Annotated in this window: 20 protein-coding genes; 13 read left to right on the plus strand and 7 right to left on the minus strand. The window is 56.2% G+C overall.

Annotated elements, in window-relative coordinates; translation table 11 throughout:
* Positions 1 to 33: 33 nt before the first annotated feature.
* Positions 34 to 2,325: an ATP-binding response regulator gene (locus ACR0DY_RS01470; protein ID WP_480480864.1), complete on the plus strand. Its 2,292-nt coding sequence runs from the start codon at positions 34 to 36 to the stop codon at positions 2,323 to 2,325.
* Between the two features lie 4 nt (positions 2,326 to 2,329).
* On the opposite strand, the gene ACR0DY_RS01475 is transcribed toward ACR0DY_RS01470, so the two are convergent.
* Entirely contained in the window at positions 2,330 to 2,923 is a 594-nt protein-coding gene (locus ACR0DY_RS01475) for a sulfotransferase family protein (protein ID WP_480480866.1), read from the minus strand.
* Between the two features lie 192 nt (positions 2,924 to 3,115).
* On the opposite strand from ACR0DY_RS01475, the gene recA reads away from it, so the two are divergent.
* The 4 genes from recA to ACR0DY_RS01495 all read left to right on the plus strand — a co-directional run bounded on the left by recA (position 3,116) and on the right by ACR0DY_RS01495 (position 8,309).
* The gene (recA, locus tag ACR0DY_RS01480) at positions 3,116 to 4,183 is read left to right on the plus strand and encodes a recombinase RecA (RefSeq protein ID WP_267366220.1); all 1,068 of its coding nucleotides are present in this window, start codon (positions 3,116 to 3,118) and stop codon (positions 4,181 to 4,183) included.
* Positions 4,184 to 4,351: 168 nt separating this feature from the next.
* Positions 4,352 to 7,024 carry an alanine--tRNA ligase gene (gene alaS, locus ACR0DY_RS01485; RefSeq protein ID WP_480485604.1) on the plus strand — a complete coding sequence of 891 codons (2,673 nt, stop codon included), beginning with the start codon at positions 4,352 to 4,354 and terminating at the stop codon, positions 7,022 to 7,024.
* Position 7,025: 1 nt separating this feature from the next.
* Positions 7,026 to 7,313: a DUF1330 domain-containing protein gene (locus ACR0DY_RS01490; RefSeq protein ID WP_480485606.1), complete on the plus strand. Its 288-nt coding sequence runs from the start codon at positions 7,026 to 7,028 to the stop codon at positions 7,311 to 7,313.
* Positions 7,314 to 7,685: 372 nt separating this feature from the next.
* Entirely contained in the window at positions 7,686 to 8,309 is a 624-nt protein-coding gene (locus ACR0DY_RS01495) for a transglutaminase-like cysteine peptidase (protein WP_480485607.1), read from the plus strand.
* Between the two features lie 217 nt (positions 8,310 to 8,526).
* On the opposite strand, the gene ACR0DY_RS01500 is transcribed toward ACR0DY_RS01495, so the two are convergent.
* The 6 genes from ACR0DY_RS01500 to ACR0DY_RS01525 form a co-directional block, all read right to left on the minus strand.
* A complete protein-coding gene (locus ACR0DY_RS01500) occupies positions 8,527 to 9,165 on the minus strand; it encodes a hypothetical protein (protein WP_480492694.1) in 639 nt (212 codons plus the stop codon).
* 301 nt (positions 9,166 to 9,466) lie between these two features.
* Positions 9,467 to 11,284, minus strand: a complete 1,818-nt coding sequence (gene typA, locus ACR0DY_RS01505; RefSeq protein WP_480480876.1) for a translational GTPase TypA — start codon at positions 11,282 to 11,284, stop codon at positions 9,467 to 9,469.
* A 76-nt stretch (positions 11,285 to 11,360) separates the two neighbouring features.
* Positions 11,361 to 11,696 (minus strand): SMR family transporter, encoded by a 336-nt coding sequence (locus tag ACR0DY_RS01510; protein WP_267366185.1) that lies wholly within the window; start codon positions 11,694 to 11,696, stop codon positions 11,361 to 11,363.
* 362 nt (positions 11,697 to 12,058) lie between these two features.
* A complete protein-coding gene (locus ACR0DY_RS01515) occupies positions 12,059 to 13,228 on the minus strand; it encodes an HD domain-containing protein (RefSeq protein WP_480897702.1) in 1,170 nt (389 codons plus the stop codon).
* Positions 13,225 to 13,470, minus strand: a complete 246-nt coding sequence (locus ACR0DY_RS01520; RefSeq protein ID WP_267366187.1) for a hypothetical protein — start codon at positions 13,468 to 13,470, stop codon at positions 13,225 to 13,227. Before ACR0DY_RS01520 ends, ACR0DY_RS01515 begins: the two co-directional genes overlap by 4 nt.
* On the minus strand, positions 13,470 to 14,123 hold the full coding sequence (locus tag ACR0DY_RS01525; RefSeq protein WP_170424714.1) for an alpha/beta hydrolase: 654 nt from the start codon (positions 14,121 to 14,123) through the stop codon (positions 13,470 to 13,472). Before ACR0DY_RS01525 ends, ACR0DY_RS01520 begins: the two co-directional genes overlap by 1 nt.
* Before the next feature lie 179 nt (positions 14,124 to 14,302).
* On the opposite strand from ACR0DY_RS01525, the gene iscR reads away from it, so the two are divergent.
* From iscR to ACR0DY_RS01565, 8 genes are read left to right on the plus strand one after another with little or no spacing between them, the layout of a single operon-like run.
* On the plus strand, positions 14,303 to 14,761 hold the full coding sequence (iscR, locus tag ACR0DY_RS01530; RefSeq protein WP_209596301.1) for a Fe-S cluster assembly transcriptional regulator IscR: 459 nt from the start codon (positions 14,303 to 14,305) through the stop codon (positions 14,759 to 14,761).
* Between the two features lie 51 nt (positions 14,762 to 14,812).
* Positions 14,813 to 15,892, plus strand: coding sequence for a cysteine desulfurase family protein (locus ACR0DY_RS01535; RefSeq protein WP_480897704.1), 1,080 nt, complete (start codon positions 14,813 to 14,815; stop codon positions 15,890 to 15,892).
* Between the two features lie 18 nt (positions 15,893 to 15,910).
* On the plus strand, positions 15,911 to 17,431 hold the full coding sequence (gene sufB, locus ACR0DY_RS01540; RefSeq protein ID WP_480480883.1) for a Fe-S cluster assembly protein SufB: 1,521 nt from the start codon (positions 15,911 to 15,913) through the stop codon (positions 17,429 to 17,431).
* Complete coding sequence (locus tag ACR0DY_RS01545) at positions 17,431 to 17,634, plus strand: hypothetical protein (RefSeq protein ID WP_480480885.1); 204 nt, start codon at positions 17,431 to 17,433, stop codon at positions 17,632 to 17,634. Before sufB ends, ACR0DY_RS01545 begins: the two co-directional genes overlap by 1 nt.
* Before the next feature lie 48 nt (positions 17,635 to 17,682).
* On the plus strand, positions 17,683 to 18,438 hold the full coding sequence (sufC, locus tag ACR0DY_RS01550; protein ID WP_480485611.1) for a Fe-S cluster assembly ATPase SufC: 756 nt from the start codon (positions 17,683 to 17,685) through the stop codon (positions 18,436 to 18,438).
* Positions 18,438 to 19,718 carry a Fe-S cluster assembly protein SufD gene (sufD, locus tag ACR0DY_RS01555; RefSeq protein ID WP_480485613.1) on the plus strand — a complete coding sequence of 427 codons (1,281 nt, stop codon included), beginning with the start codon at positions 18,438 to 18,440 and terminating at the stop codon, positions 19,716 to 19,718. The genes sufC and sufD overlap by 1 nt, the downstream gene beginning before the upstream one ends.
* Positions 19,718 to 20,203: a YIP1 family protein gene (locus ACR0DY_RS01560; RefSeq protein ID WP_480485616.1), complete on the plus strand. Its 486-nt coding sequence runs from the start codon at positions 19,718 to 19,720 to the stop codon at positions 20,201 to 20,203. Before sufD ends, ACR0DY_RS01560 begins: the two co-directional genes overlap by 1 nt.
* Positions 20,200 to 20,766: a YIP1 family protein gene (locus tag ACR0DY_RS01565; RefSeq protein ID WP_480480889.1), complete on the plus strand. Its 567-nt coding sequence runs from the start codon at positions 20,200 to 20,202 to the stop codon at positions 20,764 to 20,766. Before ACR0DY_RS01560 ends, ACR0DY_RS01565 begins: the two co-directional genes overlap by 4 nt.

A 20,766-nucleotide genomic window follows, 5' to 3' on the forward strand; every position in this document is an offset into this window, starting at 1 on the left:
GTTATTACCGCAAAACCTGTGCCCGAGCCGTTTATGCCTGACATCACTGAATTTGTTCCAGCCCCTTCAGCCGCCAATACTCCATCGGTGTTTCGGATCGGGTCGTTAGTGTTTGTGGCGCTGTTGATCAGCCTGGCACCTGCGGTTGGGTTTCTGCCGTCGGATTGGACAAAAGGTTTGCTGGCAACAGGCATTTCCCTTTTGGTTGTGGCGCTCTTGTTTGGGATCAAGGGGGCGATTACGAACAGGCATTTGCAACAGATATCAGCCCTTTTGGCCGCTTTCGCAGAGCGCGAGGATGCTCCGGTCGTGATCTCAAACGGGTATGGTGACATATTGGCCGCGAACGTCCTGGCGGACAAAAAGCTGGGGGCCATACGAGGCGAAAACCTAGCCCGCTGTTTGCGCTCCAGGTTTGCTAACCCTTCGGCGATCTTGTTGAGCCTACAATCGCGGGCGCAATCCACAGGAAGCGCCCAGAGCGAGTTTCCCGGTGGCGATCGGACTATTTCGGTTTCCGTGCACCGATTGCGGCCGGGACTGTTCTACTGGAACTTTAGCTGTGTTCAACAGGATAGCTGGCAAACCCTTGGCTTGCCGGTCGTAACCCTTGGACGCGCAGGTGACGTATTGCGCGTCAATGCCACGGCCGAGCGTTTGTTTGGTGCGCACCCTGCCAGGGCGCAGGATATTTTCAGCGAAGCCGAACCGCGGACCGGGGCTGTCAACGCAGTCAGGACCCGCGATGGTCATATTCTGGCAGCCGTGTCCGAATTTTCTCAATCCGGGTCGGAACGAAGCCTTTGTTTGTTACCGATTACGCAGATGCCCGCACAGGATGCGGTCATGTCCTTCTCTGACCTCCCGGTTCCAATCCTCAGACTTTCCGAGGACGGCATCATTCTGGACAGTAATCGGCTGGCGGCGAAACTGTTGGGAAAGAAGCAGCTTGAAGGCAGTAACATCAGCGACATCATGCGGGGCGTAGGGGGCCCTGTGCTGGATTGGTTGAAACGAACCGAGGCGCATGAAGAAACGCAGCGATCAGAGTTTTTGCAGTTCATTAGGGACGACAAGGAAATCTTTGTTCAAGTCACCCTGAGCCGTGTGTTTGTCGATGGAAAGATATGCCTGATCGCGGTTCTGAACGATGCGACTGAACTGAAGACTCTGGAAGCTCAATTCGTTCAGGGCCAGAAGATGCAGGCCGTAGGGCAATTGGCCGGAGGTGTTGCACATGATTTCAACAACCTGCTGACGGCCATTTCCGGTCACTGCGATCTGCTGCTGTTGCGCCATGACCAGAATGACCCGGACTACGGGGATTTGGTGCAGATCAATCAGAATGCCAACCGGGCCGCCGCGCTGGTCAGTCAGCTTTTGGCGTTTTCGCGAAAACAGACCCTCAGGCCGGAAGTGTTGGATCTGCGTGACACGATCTCGGACCTTATTCACCTGCTGAACCGTTTGGTTGGCGAGAAGGTGCAATTGACGCTGAGCCACGATCCGGTGCTCAAACCCGTGCGGGCGGACAAGCGTCAACTTGAGCAGGTGCTGATGAACCTTGTCGTTAACGCACGAGATGCCATGCCGGACGGTGGTGAAATTCGCATTGAAACCAGTGTGTTGACCCTTTTGCAGCCTCTCATGCGGGACAGGGCAACCGTACAACCGGGCGACTATGTGACAGTCAAGGTTGTGGATGGCGGTGTTGGTATCCCAGCAGATAAGCTGCAGAAGATTTTCGAACCCTTCTACACCACGAAACGAACTGGTGAGGGCACCGGGTTGGGGTTGTCAACGGCCTACGGGATCGTAAAGCAAACCGGTGGGTTTATCTTTGTCGACAGCGCAATTGGACGGGGCACCGAGTTCACTGTCTTTCTTCCGGTTTGCGCGACGACGTCCGAGGTCGAAACTGAATCGCCAGTCCAGCCCGAAGCCCAGAGCGCCAGGCAGGGCGAAGGCGTGGTGCTGCTGGTCGAGGATGAGGCGCCTGTTCGCGCCTTTGCGACCCGCGCCCTGCGGCTGAAAGGTTACACCGTGCTCGAGGCGGACTCGGCGGAAGAGGCGCTTCGACTGCTTGAAGATTCCGCGTTAAGTGTTGATGTATTCGTCACAGATGTTGTCATGCCAAGAATGGACGGGCCCACTTGGGTGCGCAAGGCCATGGAGACGCGCCCGGATGCGCGTGTGATTTTCGTGTCCGGGTATACCGAAGGCGTTTTCGGCGATACCGGTCCGGATATTGCCAACTCAACCTTTCTGCCCAAACCGTTTTCCCTCACCCAACTGACAGAGGCCGTGTTTCAACAACTCAACTGATGGATCACAATGCGGCTTTGTGCAGCGCAAATTCTTCCGGGCAGGCATTTCGAAACTTCTGTTCGGTAGCAGGTGACAGATGCAAATCTCCCGGAGGCGATACGTTTTCGCGCTTCAGGTCGATCTGCATGTCCAGACGTGTTTGCAGAAAGTCCAACACCTTGTCCTGATGTTCGTATTTGAAGATATGACGAGCGCCAGCACTGTCGTTGCGGGTACGGAAGAATTGCGCCTGGCTGCCGACATTTGCGAACTCGGGACGTGTGTCCAGCAAATAGGCTTGAACGAATGCGTCAAAACTCATGTCACGTGTCGAGCGCGGTTGACCTATCAAGTCTTCACGACTGCGAAACCGGTACCAGCTGCCCAGCCAATCCAACGGCTCGCGCACAACGGCCATAATTTCCATCTCGGTATCAAACAGTTTTCGAAACATGGTCTGGAAAAACCGGTCATACCGACGCACCGGGGCGTGTTTCAGCTCAGGTGGATGTGTCACGATGAGATCGGCCCGGTCACGCAACGCCGTGTGATAAGCCGTGCTTCCGGTCTTGGGGACTGAAAGAAAAGCAAGTCGTTCTTTATAAAAAACAAGCATTTATCGGTTCCCAAGGTTGCCATGCTTCTTATGCAGATTGTCGTAAACGACTCTTTAACACAATTGCAGAAGACTGATTTCTGTAAGTTTTAGTTGAAATGTTCTCTTTTTGATCTCATAAGGAACAAGAGGCGAACAAAGCAGCGATTGCCGCCCGATTAAGGGTGTGACAAAAGGGAAGGCGACAGGACAATGGCGGATCTTCTGACAATGAGCGACAAGAAAAACGCAGACAAGCAAAAGGCGCTCGACAGTGCGCTGGCCCAGATCGAACGGCAGTTCGGCAAGGGGTCGATCATGAAGCTGGGAGAAGATGCCCGGCAGGATATCGAGGCGAGCTCGACCGGGTCGCTGGGTCTGGATATCGCGCTGGGTATCGGCGGGCTGCCGATGGGGCGTATCGTTGAGATTTACGGGCCTGAGAGCTCGGGTAAAACCACTTTGACCCTTCATTGCATTGCTGAGCAGCAAAAGCGCGGCGGAGTTTGCGCGTTCGTAGATGCGGAACACGCTCTGGACCCGCAATATGCCCGCAAGCTGGGCGTTGATCTGGATGAGCTTTTGATCTCCCAGCCTGACACCGGTGAGCAGGCGCTTGAAATCACAGATACTCTGGTACGCTCGGGCGCAGTCAATATGGTTGTTGTCGACTCGGTCGCTGCCCTGACGCCGAAATCGGAACTCGAAGGGGACATGGGAGACAGCAGCGTGGGTGTTCAGGCCCGGCTGATGAGCCAGGCAATGCGCAAACTGACAGGCTCGATCAGCCGTTCGAACTGCATGGTCATCTTCATCAACCAGATCCGGATGAAGATCGGCGTGATGTTCGGCAGCCCGGAAACCACAACCGGTGGCAATGCGCTGAAATTCTACAGCTCGGTTCGGCTGGATATCCGCCGGATTGGCGCGATCAAGGACCGGGATGAAGTGGTCGGGAACCAGACCCGCGTCAAAGTTGTGAAGAACAAGGTCGCACCGCCGTTCAAGCAGGTCGAGTTCGATATCATGTATGGCGAAGGCATCTCGAAGATGGGCGAATTGCTGGATTTGGGTGTCAAAGCCGGTGTTGTTGAAAAGTCAGGATCCTGGTTCAGCTATGGTGATGAGCGGATCGGGCAGGGGCGTGAGAACGCCAAACAATACCTGCGGGAAAACAGCCGGGTGGCGCTGGACATCGAAGACAAGATCCGCGCGGCGCATGGGCTGGAATTCGATATGTCGCCAGGCGTTGCCGAGGATGACGATATTCTGGAGGCCTGATGTCATGAGGTGGGTAACCCTGACATCTGCGCAAAGACTGTAACACTTGAAACAAGGCGGCTTGATCGGGTCGCCTTGTTTCGTTCCTGTGTGCCTCTGCTGTGGACACTCACCTGACAGGGGGCTAAACCAACGGAGACCAAGATATACGTGCGCCGAGAGAGCCCTATGCCAACCCTGAACGACATCCGATCGACTTTTCTGAACTACTTTGAAAAACAAGGGCATGAGGTCGTCGCGTCCAGCCCGCTGGTGCCGCGCAATGACCCGACACTGATGTTCGTGAACTCAGGCATGGTGCAGTTCAAGAACCTGTTCACCGGTCTGGAAACCCGCGATTACAAACGCGCCACCACGGCGCAGAAATGTGTGCGTGCGGGTGGCAAGCACAACGACCTCGACAATGTTGGCTATACGGCGCGTCACCATACGTTTTTTGAGATGCTGGGAAACTTCTCATTCGGGGATTATTTCAAACATGAAGCGATCCCATTTGCCTGGGAGCTGATCACCAGGGAATTCGGTATCGACAAGACCCGCCTGTTGACCACCGTCTATCATACCGATGATGAAGCCTTTGAAATCTGGAAAAAGGTCGGTGTGCCCGAGGACCGGATCATTCGCATCGCCACCAATGACAATTTCTGGCAGATGGGTCCGACCGGACCTTGCGGCCCGTGCACCGAGATCTTCTATGATCACGGCGATCACATCTGGGGTGGCCCTCCGGGTTCACCCGAGGAGGATGGCGACCGATTCATCGAAATCTGGAACGTCGTTTTCATGCAAAACGAGCAGTTCGAAGATGGCTCGATGGTCGAACTTGACATGCAGTCGATCGACACAGGTATGGGGCTTGAACGGATTGGGGCGCTGTTGCAGGGCAGCCATGACAATTACGACACGGATCTGTTCAAAACCCTGATCGAGGCTTCGGCGGATGCGACCGGTGTCGACCCCTATGGCGACCAGAACGTGCATCACAGGGTGATCGCGGATCACCTGCGGTCGACGTCGTTCCTGATTGCAGACGGTGTGATGCCCAGCAATGACGGCCGGGGATATGTTCTGCGCCGGATCATGCGCCGCGCCATGCGCCATGCGCACCTGCTGGGCGCCAAGGATCCTGTCATGCATCGCCTGGTGCCTACGCTGGTGCAGCAGATGGGCGGGCATTATTCTGAACTGAAACAGGCGCAACCGCTTATCGAAGAGACGCTGCTGCTGGAAGAAACCCGGTTCAAGCAGACGCTGGACCGTGGTCTGAAGTTGCTGGATGATGAGGTTTCAGGGCTTTCCGAGGGGGCACCCCTGTCAGGTGAAGCGGCCTTTAAGCTTTACGACACGTATGGCTTCCCACTGGATCTTACGCAGGATGCGCTGCGTGAAAAGGGCCTGAGCGTCGACACGGACGGTTTTGACACCGCGATGGCTGAACAGAAGGCCAAGGCACGTGCTGCATGGGCCGGGTCAGGTGAAGCAGCGGATCAGGTTGTATGGTTTGATGTGCTGGATACCGCCGGTGCGACGGATTTTCTGGGCTACGATACCGAGAAAGCCGAAGCGCAGGTTGTCGCCCTGGTTGTTGATGGCGCACTGGTTGACAAGATCGACGCGGGCAGCAGCGGTTGGGTCGTCGTGAACCAGACCCCGTTCTACGGGGAGGCCGGCGGTCAGGTCGGCGATACTGGCGCGTTGCGTAGGCTGGAGGATCGCGATCACCTGAGCCGCGTAGAGGACACGAGGAAGTTTGCCGACGGCAAGGTCTATGCTCATAAGGTAGCAGTTCAAAGCGGAGTTGTTCGCAAAGGCGATGCGGTAGAGCTTGAGGTTGATCACGCCCGCCGTTCCGCCATTCGCGCCAATCACTCGGCCACGCACCTGCTGCATGAAGCATTGCGCGAAACACTGGGCGACCACGTAGCACAACGCGGTTCGCTGAACGCGGCGGATCGTCTGCGGTTCGACTTCAGTCATTCCAAAGCGCTGAGCCTGGAGGAAATCCAAAAAGTCGAACGCGAGGTGAACGATTTCATCCGCCAGAATTCGACTGTTGAAACCCGGGTCATGACACCCGACGACGCGCGCGCATTGGGCGCGCAGGCCCTGTTCGGCGAGAAATATGGTGACGAGGTTCGTGTCGTCTCCATGGGCAAGGCACCAACAGGCAAAGGCCATGACGGCGATACGTGGTCGATAGAACTCTGTGGCGGTACACATGTGCGCCAGACAGGAGATATCGGCACCTTTGTTGTGTTGGGTGACAGCGCCAGCAGTGCAGGTGTGCGCCGGATCGAAGCGCTGACCGGGGATGAAGCCTTCCGCTATCTTTCGGCACAGGATCAACGTCTGGCTCAGGTCGCATCAGAACTGAAGGCGCAACCGGACGACGTTGTGGCGCGCGTGAAAAGCCTTCTGGACGAACGCAAGGCTTTGCAGAATGAAGTGGCTCAGTTGCGCCGGGATCTGGCTATGGCTGGTGGGGCCGGTCAGGGCGGTGGTGCCGAGGCGCGGGATGTAAATGGTGTGAAATTCCTGGCGCAAGCCCTCAGCGGTGTTTCAGGCAAGGACCTTCCTGCGTTGATCGACGAACACAAAAGCCGTCTTGGATCGGGTGCGGTGCTGCTGATTGCGGATACGGGCGGCAAGGCGGCCGTTGCGGCTGGTGTGACGGAAGATCTGACCGGACGAATTTCGGCGGTGGATCTTGTAAAAGCGGCCGTGATCGAGTTGGGCGGAAAAGGCGGCGGCGGCCGTCCTGACATGGCCCAGGGCGGCGGCAAGGATGCATCAAATGCAGAGGCGGCAATCAAGGCCGCACAACAGGTTTTGGGAGGATAACATGGCTGCTCTTTGGATTGCGCATGTCACGGTGACGGACACTGAGGCGTACGGCAAATACGCTGAACTGGCCGGACCGGCCATCGCCAAGCACGGAGGCGAGTTTATCGCCCGTGCTGCGCGGTACGTTCAGCTGGAAGGCAAGGAACGTCCACGAAACGTAGTGGCGCGCTTCCCGACGCTGGAGGCAGCGGTTGATTGCTATAACTCGGATGACTACCAGCAGGCCCTGAATCACGCGCGCGGCGCAAGTGAGCGTGAACTGGTTGTGGTGGAAATCACCGAGTGACATATGGGCCTTGCGTCCAAGGCGCTGATATTTCCAAGAAAACCGGCAGTGAATAAGCAAGATTCGGCTTATGTCATGTTTGGTTGATACTGATTAGCACGCGACAGCGGGCTGTTTTTTGTTTAATTGATTTAATTCAATCACTTACCCTTTGATGCTCCTGTTCTGTCGAATGGGTCCTGGCAGAATTGTGGCCGCGCCAACAAAATTCTTACGTGAAATTGTCAGATTCTCGGACGAATTTTCGCCCCGTTTCCTTTGCAGGTTCTCAAAAGATTGCGCGAAACGCCTGATCACAGATAGTTTCAAGAAACAGAATGTGGTGCAGTTGGACATGCAATCGTTCGAAGAACATCGGATCGGGGAACTCGCATGATTTCATTCGCGAATTTAGCCAAGAGGTGTGTTGCCGCTCTTGCATCGGCTGCGGCGCGCGCAGTGGGTATCTGCACCGTATGTATCGGCGTAATCGCCTCCGCACCTGTCGCGCAGGCATCCGACGGCGTCTTTATCCCTATCGTTGCGTCTTCGCCTCCGCCCTCAGGCGCAATCAACCTATGCAACCAATATAACTGGGCTTGCACTGCAAAACGCTCGGTCACGTTGTCCAGCCACCAAGAGCTGACGGTGGTAAATCAAGTGAATCGCCGCGTAAACGCGTCGACCCGGGAAGTTACGGATCAGTCCCAGTACAAAACGCGCGAGCGATGGGCCTTGCCAACACCCAGAGGCGGTGATTGTGAAGACTTTGCATTGTTGAAGAAGAGGGATCTGATCCATGCCGGGGTTGATCCAAGTAAGCTTTTGATTGCGACCGTTCTGGACACACGCCGGACGCCTCATGCGGTTCTGGTCTACCGCTCGGCGCAGGGCGACCTGATCTTGGACAATCTCACAAACCGGATCAAACCCTGGACAGCTACGCGCTATTTGTTCCTGCGCATGCAAGATCCGAAGCGGCCCAGTCAATGGGTCGGCGTTTACGGGCGCAGCTGACCTCAGCGGTATATTTACCTACCCAAAATCTTACCCTTGGACGCAGATTTGGTCTGCGCCCAAGAGTGTAGTCTTTGACCTTACGCTTGGACGGATTAATCCGAACGTTTTGCGTATCGACGTATTCCAGCCCCGAAGCCTCGACCAGCAGAGTTTTTTCTATCGAATATGCTCCGCGTTCCTAGGGCCGGTTCGCTGGTATTCGGTTTCGTCTTTATCAGTCTTCTTCGTGCTCTTCACCACCGGGCTCTTCACCACCGGGTTCTTCCCCACCGGGTTCTTCTCCACCGGGTTCTTCGCCACCGGGTTCTTCGCCACCGGGTTCTTCACCACCGGGTTCTTCACCACCGGGCTCTTCACCACCGGGTTCTTCACCACCAGGCTCTTCGCCACCGGGTTCTTCTCCACCGGGCTCTTCGCCACCGGGTTCTTCACCACCGGGTTCTTCGCCACCGGGCTCTTCACCACCGGGTTCTTCACCACCAGGTTCTTCGCCACCGGTTGGGTTACCGCCGCCACCATTGGGGGGCGTGCCATTTTCCTGGGAAGGTCCGTCGCCGGATCTCTGGTCTGAGACACCGATCGATGCGGTCGGGAAGTCACTTAGCAGACCTGCCAGCGGGGCGCATTCTGCACCGACGCGCGCCAGAATCTGATCGAAGTCATGACGGCGTTGAATGTAGCGGATCATGCCGGATGTCACAGCATCGCATTCGCACAAAACCTGCGCGGACGCAGCGGATTGCCGTGCTGTTGCAACCGTACATGTCCCAGCGGCAAAGGTTTCACCGGCAGGTGAAAGCAGAAAAGTTGTCGCAATAAAAAACAGTGGAAACTTGCGAGCTCTATTACCCATTTTGAACTCCTTGGAACTCGATAACTAAACTACGTCCTTCTATGCACCATTCCCATATCGGTGTTTGTGAAGGACGTCACACTTCTGACGTGTTTTGACCATAATTCGAGGGCGCCTACAATATCTTGTTGGTGAGGCCCGGGGCGGAAATTTTCAACCATGCGGAGAAAGGTGTTAGTTTTCAAATAAAAACCGGGCAGTGAGCCCGGTTTTTCTGATTTCGTCTTTTGTCGTATTGGAAGCAAATATGCCACACTATTGCCATTGTTTCCGTTTGGTCAGTTTGCAACCTGAGGGTGTTCTAGGCAGATTTGGCCATCCGCTTACGCTCGTGCGGGTCAAGAAAACGCTTCCGCAGGCGCACCGCGTTTGGTGTAACTTCCACCAGTTCATCATCGTCGATATAGGCAATTGCCTCTTCCAGTGAGAACTGAATATGCGGCGTCAGGCGGACCGCGTCGTCGGATCCACTGGCGCGCACGTTTGTCAACTTCTTGCCTTTGAGCGGGTTCACTTCCAGATCGTTGTCTCGCGAGTGTTCGCCGATCACCATACCCTGATATACGTCTGTTTGCGGACCAACAAACATACGGCCACGTTCTTCCAGGTTCCACAGCGCATAAGCCACAGCCTGACCTTTCTCCATCGAGATCAGAACGCCTGCGCGACGGCCCGGAATTTGCCCCTTATGTGGCGCCCAATCGTGGAACACACGGTTCAGTACACCGGTACCGCGCGTGTCGGTCAGAAATTCGCCGTGGTAACCAATCAGACCACGGGACGGGACATGGGCGATGATCCGCGTCTTGCCGGTACCAGCCGGGCGCATCTCGACCAGTTCACCTTTGCGGGCGCCGGTGATCTTTTCGATAACGGAACCAGAATATTCGTCATCCACGTCGATGGTGACTTCTTCGATGGGCTCAAGCCGCTGCCCGTCTTCCTGACGGAACAGAACCTGCGGGCGCGAGATGCTAAGCTCAAAGCCTTCTCGGCGCATGTTCTCGATCAGAACGCCCATTTGCAGCTCTCCGCGGCCCGCAACTTCGAACGCCTCGCCGCCGGGGGTGTCGGTGACACGGATGGCGACGTTCGACTCGGCTTCTTTCATCAGGCGGTCACGTATGACGCGAGATTGAACTTTTTTGCCGTCACGGCCTGCTAGTGGAGAATCATTGATACCGAAGGTCACGGTAATGGTCGGCGGATCGATGGGCTGCGCGGGCAGGGCCTCAGTGACCTGAGGGGCAACCAGCGAATCCGCTACGGTGGCTTTGCTCATGCCAGCGATGGTCACGATGTCGCCTGCTTCGGCCACATCGATGGGCTGCTGGGCCAGTCCCCGGAACGCCAGGATTTTCGTGGCGCGGAAGTTTTCGATGACCGAACCATCGCGGCTGAGCGCCTTGAGGCTGTCGCCAGCCTTCAGCGTACCGCTTTCCACACGGCCGGTCAGGATACGGCCGATGAAGGGATCGCTGCCCAGTGTCGTGGCCAGCATCCGGAAGGGTTCATTTTTGTGATCGACCTGCTTCGGAGCAGGAACATGATCGACGATCAGGTCGAAAAGCGCGCTCAAGTCCTTGCGGGGGCCGTCCAGCTCCATATCCGCCCAGCCCGAACGGCCCGAGGCGTACATTGAAGGGAAATCCAACTGGTCGTCATCCGCGCCGAGGTTGGCGAACAGGTCAAAGCATTCGTCCAGCGCGCGATCCGGTTCGGCATCCGGCTTGTCGACCTTGTTCAGAACCACGATCGGGCGTAGGCCCAGCGCCAGTGCCTTGGACGTTACAAACTTGGTCTGGGGCATTGGGCCTTCTGCGGCGTCCACCAAAAGAACAACACCGTCGACCATGCTGAGGATGCGCTCGACCTCGCCGCCGAAATCGGCGTGGCCAGGGGTGTCGACAATATTGATGCGTGTGTCTTTCCACTCAACCGAGGTGGCCTTGGCCAGGATGGTGATGCCGCGTTCACGCTCCAGGTCGTTACTGTCCATGGCGCGTTCCGCGACGGCCTGATTTTCCCGGAATGCACCGGATTGTTTAAGCAGCTCGTCCACCAGGGTCGTTTTGCCGTGGTCCACGTGAGCGATGATTGCGATGTTGCGCAGGTCCATGAGAGGTCAGCCTTTGAACGGGAAGTTGCCGCGCGCATAACGCGGCGCGGCAAAATATACCAGCCCTAACCGGCCTTCAGTGCCCGGCAGTCTTTGAAAAGAGGTGAATGATCAGGATTCCGGACAATATCAACGTCAACCCCAGGATCGCAGGCCAGTCCAGCCTTTGGCCGAACACGATGAATCCGATCACGGCGATCAGGAATATACCGAGACCGGACCAGATTGCATAAACAATACCGACAGGCATGAATTTCAGCGTTAGCGCCATGAGGTAAAACGCAAACGCGTACCCAACGACAACGATCACGGATGGCCAGAACCGCGAAAACTGCTGGCTGGCTTGCAAGGCCGTCGTGCCAATGGTTTCCGCCAGCACCGCCAGTAACAGATACAGATAGGCTTGGGGCATTTGAGTACCTCGAAAAGGGTGGGTCCGGTGGCTTGGTGGCGATTTTCGTGAGTGAAATACGTCGACCGCCATGCAGTCTGCAAGATTACCTTGGGTCAGGTATACCTGACTGTTTTTTCAATCGAATGAATGTAATATTCGCCCTATATTTTTTATTTTTGTTAATGAGTTTTGAGCGATGACGTTATTTGCGAAATCAATCATATTTGCTTCGGGTCTGATAGTGGCGATTGGGTGGCTTGCTGACGGGGGGTCCGTCGAAGTGAATGCAGCCAACGTGGTTCAACAGTTTGATGGTAGTAGTGTTTTTTGAACGCCGCTAGAAACCAAGCAAGAAAAAAGGAGCCTTCAGGCTCCTTTTTTTATGTTTGAGGATCGGGTGTTTCGACATGTTCAAAATGCACAACCAGTTGTGGTTGCAGCCAGTCCCACAGCTGAGGTGCTCCCGCTGCAATAGCTGGTCGGACACGTGTTACAATCTGATCGAATTTTACTTTGTATTCGACCCATGATCCGCCACCTGTTTCCAGATTTGCTATGGGTGTTTGAAACCGGTCAACAGCCTTTGCAAATCTGGCTTCCGGGGTTTCAGCCGCCTCAAACTCGCGCCATAGTTCAGTAAATGACCTGTGTTGACAGTCAGGCAGAAGGCCAAACAGTCGTTTGGCGGCGGCCTGTTCCTTGGCTTCTTGTTCCGCGTGGTCGACATGTCCGTGGATCGGGTGGTCGCCCGCGTCGATTTCGACAACATCGTGCAAAAGCAACATCTGGAGGATTCGGTCCACTTGAACATCCGAATGCGCGTATTCCGACAATACCCAGGCGTAGAGCATGACATGCCACGAATGTTCCGCCGAGTTTTCGAACCGGTCACTGGCCATCAGGCGTGACGCGCGCAAAACGGATTTCAACTGATCCGCTTCTGTGAGAAACGCCAATCTTTTCGTGAATGCGTCATCCTGAGGGTCGGACTTGGTCAAGAGGTTTGTGGCATGCTGATGGGCCAGTGGAAACGCATGGGCCAGGTAAGCTGCGCGCCCTCCCGCCAGGTTCGACCGCGCAATTTCCACATGATCGTGTCGCGGGTCGGTGGCGCACAGAACCTGAAACAGCGGCTGGCAGCGATCCAGAATCTTGGCGAACCGGGCATCCGGGGTCTGGTCCGCCTCGAATTCGTGCCAGAGAGAAAGAAATTCCTGTGCCTGTTCGTCGGGCAACAGGCCAAACAATTCCTGTGCTGCGGCCTGTTCAGCCTCGGCCACGGTATCCCAATCCGTGTTGAGGTGAATCGGGTGATCACCTGTCACGATCTCGACCAGATCATGCAGCAGCAACATGCGGATGACCCGGTCGACCGAGATGTCCGGCCCGGCCAGTGGTGCCATGACCATTGCCCACAATGCCAAGTGCCAGCTGTGTTCGGCGGAGTTTTCGGGCCTTGACTGGTCAAGCAGGACATTTGCCCGCTCGACCAGTTTCAGATTGTCGGCCCGTTTCAGAAATGCGACCTGCGCAACCAGGCGATCGGTCATTGCTTTTCAATCGCCTTGAGTTTCGCGCGATGCGAAGCGAGGCGCTTGATCACGAATTGTCTGGCCTTGCGTTCAGCCAGTCGCACGCGGATTTCCGTCAGGAAAGCCTCTTCCAGAGATTGAGACGCCGCACCAAGAACTTCACCCACTTCCACAAAGAACCGGTCTTCGCCGGTTTCGTCCATGACCTTCATCGTATCTTCGGCCAGTTTGGCCGCGAGCGATGTGATGGTGTCGGACATTAGCGGGTGTTCTCGGTCAGCCGACGTTTCACATAGTCGCTGACATCTGTGATCAGCGTGTCCATGTGGCGATCCTGGAAGAAATGATCCGCGCCCTCAACCTCGTTATGGGTGATCGTGATCCCTTTTTGCTCGTGCAATTTGTTGACCAGCGCGGTGGTATCCGCTGGTGGTGCCACACGGTCAGCCGATCCGTTGATGATCAGGCCCGAAGACGGGCAGGGCGCAAGGAAGGAAAAGTCATACATGTTTGCAGGCGGCGACACGCTGATGAAACCCGTGATTTCGGGGCGGCGCATCAGCAACTGCATTCCAATCCACGCCCCAAACGAAAAGCCCGCAACCCAACAGTGTTTCGAGTTGTTGTTCATGGATTGAAGGTAATCCAGCGCAGATGCCGCATCGCTCAGCTCGCCAACACCTTGATCATATTCGCCCTGGCTGCGACCGACGCCGCGGAAGTTAAAGCGCAGCACTGTGAAGCCCATGTTGTAAAAGGCATAGTGCAGGTTATAGACCACCTTGTTGTTCATGGTCCCGCCGAACTGAGGATGCGGGTGAAGCACGATAGCGATCGGTGCGTCTTTTTCCTTTTGCGGGTGGTAACGGCCTTCCAGGCGGCCTTCGGGTCCGGGAAAAATCACCTCGGGCATGTGTGCTTTGGTCCTGTCATTTTCGTGCGGGTATCCGGATATACTTGACTATAATCGTCGGACACCTTAGAACGGTTCTAATTACATTGCTTGGCGCAATCGCGCTGTCAGTCGGAGATACGCACTGGCAGCGTCGGCGTCAATGATTTCGCGCAGATCCGGCTAAAAGGGGGCAGGGCATGAAGCTTTCGACCAAAGGGCGTTACGCGATGGTCGCTTTGGCGGATATTGCGCTTCAGCCAACAGACCGGCTGGTAACCCTGGGCGAAATCTCGGAACGGCAGGACATTTCTCTGCCGTATCTTGAGCAGCTTTTCGTCAAGCTGCGTCGCGCGGAACTGGTTGCTTCTGTCCGTGGGCCCGGAGGGGGGTATCGTCTTGCACGCCCCGCGTCCGAGATTCGCGTGGTCGAGGTTCTGGCCGCTGTGGATGAGACAGTTGATGCGCTGCAAAAAGGGGCCGGAGCATCCGGTGCGTCATCGGGTAGCAGGGCGCAATCCCTGACGAACCGCTTGTGGGAAAGCCTGAGCGCGCATGTTTATGTCTTCCTGCACCAGACGCGCCTGTCGGATGTGATCAGAAACGACCTTGCGCCTTGCCCGGCAGTTCCAAGCCTGTTTTCCGTCGTCGATGAATGAGCTGGGTAAGTCGAACATGCATATGAGTTCTGTGCAGGAAAAGATGTATCCATGAAACGTGTTTATCTGGATCATAACGCGACTACGCCGCTGCGACGCGAAGCGCGCGAGGCAATGATCGCGGCGATGGATGTGGTCGGGAACCCGTCATCTGTTCATGTGGAAGGACGTGCCGCAAAAGCGCTGGTCGAACGCGCGCGGGCGCAGGTCGCCGAGGCCGTCGGTTGCCGTCCGCAAGAGGTCATATTTACCTCTGGCGCGACTGAAGCGGCGCGGGTTCTGCAAAATCGCCCCGAAGGCTGCGACGTCTTTGTCGACAGCACTGCCCACGATGCGCTGTGGTCGCATTTCGATCTGACCCATTGTAGCGAGCATCCCTTTGGCCCTGGGCACATATTGGCGATGGGGCTTGCGAACTCCGAAACCGGAGTCATCACGCAGCCGCCACAGAAAGTTGAGAACCAGTGGCCCTTTGGCGCGCGGCGCGCGGACTGGCTGTTGCTGGATATTACGCAGGTTGTCGGACGCATTCCATTTTCCTTCGCCTGGAGCGGCGCTGATATGGCGATCCTGTCGGCGCATAAGATTGGCGGGCCAAAAGGTGTTGGCGCTTTGATCCTGCGGCAAGGTATCGATATCGAACCTTTGGCCAGCGGTGGCGGACAGGAAATGGGCCGAAGATCTGGTACTGAAAATGTGGTGGGCATTGCCGGATTTGGCGCGGCTGCCGAGGCTGCTCAGCGCGATCTGGCGGATGGAGTATGGGAAAAAGTCAGAGAACTTAGAAATATTCTAGAAAACGCCCTTGAGGCTGGTGCAATATCTACTATTTTTGTCGGGAAAGATCAGGAGCGACTCCCGAATACCCTGTGTTTCGCGACGCCCGGCTGGAAAGGCGAAACGCAGGTGATGCAGATGGATTTGTCTGGCTTTGCCATCAGTGCGGGATCCGCCTGTTCCAGCGGCAAGGTCAAAACCAGTCGGGTTCTGACGGCAATGGGATTTGATGAGACGGTGGCGTCATGCGCAATCCGCGTATCGCTGGGGCCAGAGACGACTGAAGAAGATGTGCTGCGTTTCGCCGAAACGTGGCTTGAAAAAGAGAAAAAGCATCGCGCGCGGGCTGCGTGATCTGACGGAGGGTAAGTCATGGCCGCTTTGGACCAGACCCAGGTAAAAGAAGGTGTCGATCAGGAAACCGTGGACGCGGTTCGCGAGGTCGGCACATACAAATATGGCTGGGATACCGATATCGAGATGGAATACGCGCCCAAAGGCGTGAACCCGGATATCGTCCGTCTGATCTCGGGGAAAAACGATGAGCCCGAGTGGATGACCGAATGGCGTCTGGCCGCGTTCGAGCGTTGGACCAAAATGGAAGAACCCAAATGGGCGATGGTTCACTATCCGCCAATCGATTTTCAAAACCAGTATTACTATGCCCGCCCCAAATCGATGGAAGAGAAACCCAAATCTTTGGATGAGGTTGATCCAAAGCTGCTCGCCACTTACGAGAAGCTTGGTATCCCTCTGAAAGAACAGATGATTCTGGCTGGTGTTGAAGGGGCTGAGGATGCACCTGCCGAAGGCCGCAAGGTGGCAGTCGATGCAGTGTTTGACTCGGTTTCCGTGGGCACGACTTTTCAGGCCGAACTGAAAAAGGCAGGCGTGATCTTCTGCTCGATCTCTGAGGCGATCAAAGAGCATCCTGAGCTGGTCAAGAAGTACTTGGGAACCGTGGTTCCCGTATCGGACAATTTCTATGCAACATTGAATTCAGCTGTATTCTCGGATGGCTCATTCGTCTACATCCCGCCGGGCGTTCGCTGCCCGATGGAACTAAGCACGTATTTCCGCATCAACGCCGAGAACACGGGCCAGTTCGAACGCACCCTGATCATTGCTGACAAGGGCTCGTACGTCTCATATCTGGAAGGCTGCACTGCACCCCAGCGTGACACGGCACAACTGCATGCTGCCGTGGTCGAGATCATCGTCGAAGAAGATGCCGAGGTGAAATACTCGACCGTTCAGAACTGGTTTCCGGGGGACGAAAACGGCAAGGGCGGTATCTATAACTTCGTGACCAAACGCGCCGACTGCCGGGGTGACCGGTCCAAGGTGATGTGGACGCAGGTGGAAACCGGATCGGCCGTGACATGGAAATACCCGTCCTGCATCCTGCGCGGCAATGAAAGCCAGGGTGAATTCTATTCGATCGCGATTGCCAACAATTATCAACAGGCCGACACCGGCACCAAGATGATTCATCTGGGCAGGAACACCAAGTCGCGCATCGTGTCCAAGGGCATCAGCGCGGGCAAGGCCCAGAACACCTATCGTGGGCTAGTGTCGATGCACCCGAAAGCCAGGGACAGCCGGAACTACACGCAGTGTGACAGTCTGCTGATCGGCGACAAATGCGGCGCACATACGGTTCCCTATATCGAGGTCAAGAACAACTCGAGCCGCGTTGAGCACGAGGCGACGACGTCAAAAGTGGATGACGATCAGCTGTTCTACTGCCGTCAGCGAGGCATGGACGAGGAAGAAGCCGTGGCTCTGGTGGTCAACGGGTTCTGCAAAGACGTGCTTCAGGCGCTTCCGATGGAGTTTGCGATGGAAGCACAGCAGTTGGTGGCCATCTCACTTGAAGGTTCGGTTGGGTGATGACGCGGTCACCCGGAACCCGCATCCGTAAGGATAATGTGCTGACCTGGCTTGGGTACGCATTGCCGGTTCTGGGCGGTCTGCTTGGCGTGGCCTACGTCAACACCCATTACATGGAATTCATCAACCCGGTTTGGGCGGTAGGTGGCGGGGCAATCCTGGGTTGGATTCTCGCCAGACTGATCCGCAGATTGCTGGGCTAGAACAATGCGGGGTCACAGTGCCCCTTGCGATACGCAAAAGGACAAAAAATGCTGGAAATCAAGAATCTGCACGTGAAACTTGAAGAAGAAGACAAGCAGATCCTAAAGGGTGTGGACCTGACGGTTGAAGCCGGCAAGGTACACGCGATCATGGGGCCGAACGGGTCAGGCAAGTCAACACTCAGCTACGTGCTGTCGGGCCGCGACGGGTACGAAGTAACCGAAGGTTCGGCCACTCTGGACGGTCAGGACCTGCTGGAGATGGAACCGGAGGAACGCGCAGCAGCAGGTGTTTTCCTTGCCTTCCAATACCCGGTTGAAATCCCCGGAGTTGGCAACATGACCTTCCTGCGCACCGCAGTAAACGCGCAGCGCAAGGCCCGTGGAGAAGAGGAACTGTCTGCCGCAGACTTCCTGAAAGAAGTGCGTGCCAAGGCCAAGACGCTAAAGATCGACGCGGATATGCTTAAGCGCCCGGTCAATGTTGGTTTTTCGGGCGGTGAGAAAAAGCGTAACGAAATCCTGCAGATGGCTATGCTTGAACCGAAGATGTGCATCATGGACGAAACCGACTCGGGCCTTGATGTGGATGCGATGAAGCTGGTTGCCGAAGGTGTGAATGCCCTGCGGGACGAAGGCCGTGGGTTCCTGGTCATCACCCATTACCAGCGCCTGCTGGATCACATCAAACCTGACGTCGTGCACATCATGGCCGATGGCCGCATTGTCAAAACCGGAGGCCCGGATCTGGCGCTTGAGGTTGAAAACAACGGTTATGCCGACATTCTGGCCGAGGTGAACTGATGGCTTTGCCGCAAGCGAAACAAACCGCAACCGAGGCGCGTCTGGCTGCGCTGACCATGCCTGACGCGGGCTGCACCCGTGGTGCACGCGAAGACGCTTTGGCGCGTGTTCTGGAATCCGGGTTGCCGGGGCGCCGGGATGAGTATTGGAAATACACTCAGCCCGACAGTCTGATTTCTGCCGAGGCTTTGCCTGCGGCGGTGTTTATCAATGATGAACCGGTACTTTTCAACGACCTTGACCGTTTGAAAATTGTCTTTGTAGACGGGGTGTTCAGCGCCGAGGAATCCGATGACCTGTTGCTGGACGGTGTCAAGATCGACCGGATTGAAGACATCTGCTGCAAAGACATTCATTGGGCAAAAGACCTGTATGGCGTTCTGGAAGCGCGTGGCCAGTCCCCGGTTCAACGTCCGTTGGCTGCATTGAACACGGCCTTTGCGTCGGACGGAGTTGCCATTCACGTTACAGGCAAACCCTCTAAACCGATCAACCTGATTTATCGTCATGCCTCGCCGACATCCGATGCGATCCTGCATCACGTTATTCGCGTGGAAAGCGGGGCCGAGGTGACAATTCTTGAATCCGGCCCGGCGGCGTCGCGTTTCAACAAATGCATGGAAATTGAAATTGCCGACAAGGGGACGCTGCATCATGTGCGGGCGCAGGGCAGGGACCATGAACGTCGCGCCGCGACCCATATGTTCACGCGTTTGGGGGCAGAGTCGGTCTACAAGTCCTTCACCTTGACGGCGAATGGGGTGCTGACCCGTAACGAACAGGTCGTTGAACTGACCGGGGACAATGCGGTGGCGCATGTGGCCGGGGCCTGTGTTGGGGATGGTGATTTCCACCATGATGACACGGTGTTCATCACCCATGACGCGGTAAATTGCGAAAGCCGTCAGGTCTTTAAGAAAGTGCTGCGCAACGGTGCGACCGGAGTGTTTCAGGGCAAGATCCTTGTAAAGGAAGGGGCTCAGAAAACTGATGGCTACCAAATCAGCCAATCGCTGCTTTTGGATGATGACAGCCAATTCCTCGCCAAGCCGGAGCTAGAGATCTACGCCGATGACGTGGCGTGTTCCCACGGCTCAACCTCGGGGGCGATTGACGAAACAGCGCTGTTCTATCTTCGGTCACGGGGTGTTCCGGTCAAGGACGCGACCAACATGTTGACGCTGGCGTTCCTGGCCGAAGCGGTGGACGAAATCGAAGACAGTGCTTTGGCAGATGAAATCGTAAGCCGTCTGGAAGGGTGGCTGGCGCGCCGAAGCTGATGGCGCTGTCGTCGGATATCCTGGCAACGTACCGGGGGCCGGGGCGCGTGGTGCGCAGGCTTCTGGATATGGGTCAACGAGAAGACCGGGCGCTGATCTTTGTCATGGCGTTTTGTGTGGTGGCATTCATCGCCCAGATGCCTGGCCTTGCGCGCAAGGCGCATCTGGAAGACGTTGAGCTGAATATGCTTCTGGGTGGTGCTCTGCTTGGATCAGTGTTCATTCTGCCCTTGGTTTTTTACACGCTGGCACTGGTATCTCATTGGGCGGCACGCCTGTTTGGCGGGCAGGGAAGCGCTTATGGTGCGCGCCTGGCACTGTTCTGGGCGCTGTTATCCTCTGCGCCGCTGGTTCTGCTGAACGGCCTTGTCGCCGGATTCATTGGGCCAGGGCCTACCTTGACGTTTGTAGGTCTCGCCTGGGTTGCTGTTTTTGTCTGGTTCTGGGTATCCGGTCTCAGACAAGTGCAAAGGTCCGTCGCATGAATTCGAGTTTTCTGGGAAATCTGGCGGTCCTGACGATCAAGAACCCGGCCGAAGCGGCGCGACGGCTGATGGCGCTCAAGCTGGGACGAGAAGTGCTTTGGTTGGCATTTGCGCTGGCGGTCGTTTTGAACTGCGTTGTCCAATTGGGAATTGATCTGTCGATAACAATGGCGGCGGGTCAACCCTCTCCTGCGCTCGAAAGCATTCCCATGGTTTTGGTGCGCTCGGCCGGGGCCATGATGCTGAGCATTGTCGCGTTCCTGCTGGTCGGGCGAATGCTTGGAGGTCTGGCGAGGTTCGATGATCTGATGGTTCTGACGATCTGGCTGCAATTCCTGCAAATAGCCGCCTTGGTCGTGACGCTGATCTTGAGCCTGACCCTACCGTTCCTGATGATGATGACCTTGTTGGCGACAGCAATCCTGAGCCTTTACGTCACGCTTCATTTTCTGAACGAAGCGCATCAGCTCGGGTCGCTCTGGAAATCCTTTGCGGTAATTGTGTTGTCAGCCCTTGTCGCCATCCCTTTTGTTCTGTTTCTAAGCCCAACCGGGCCCGTCTAG

Source organism: Ruegeria sp. O6, from assembly GCF_056535045.1.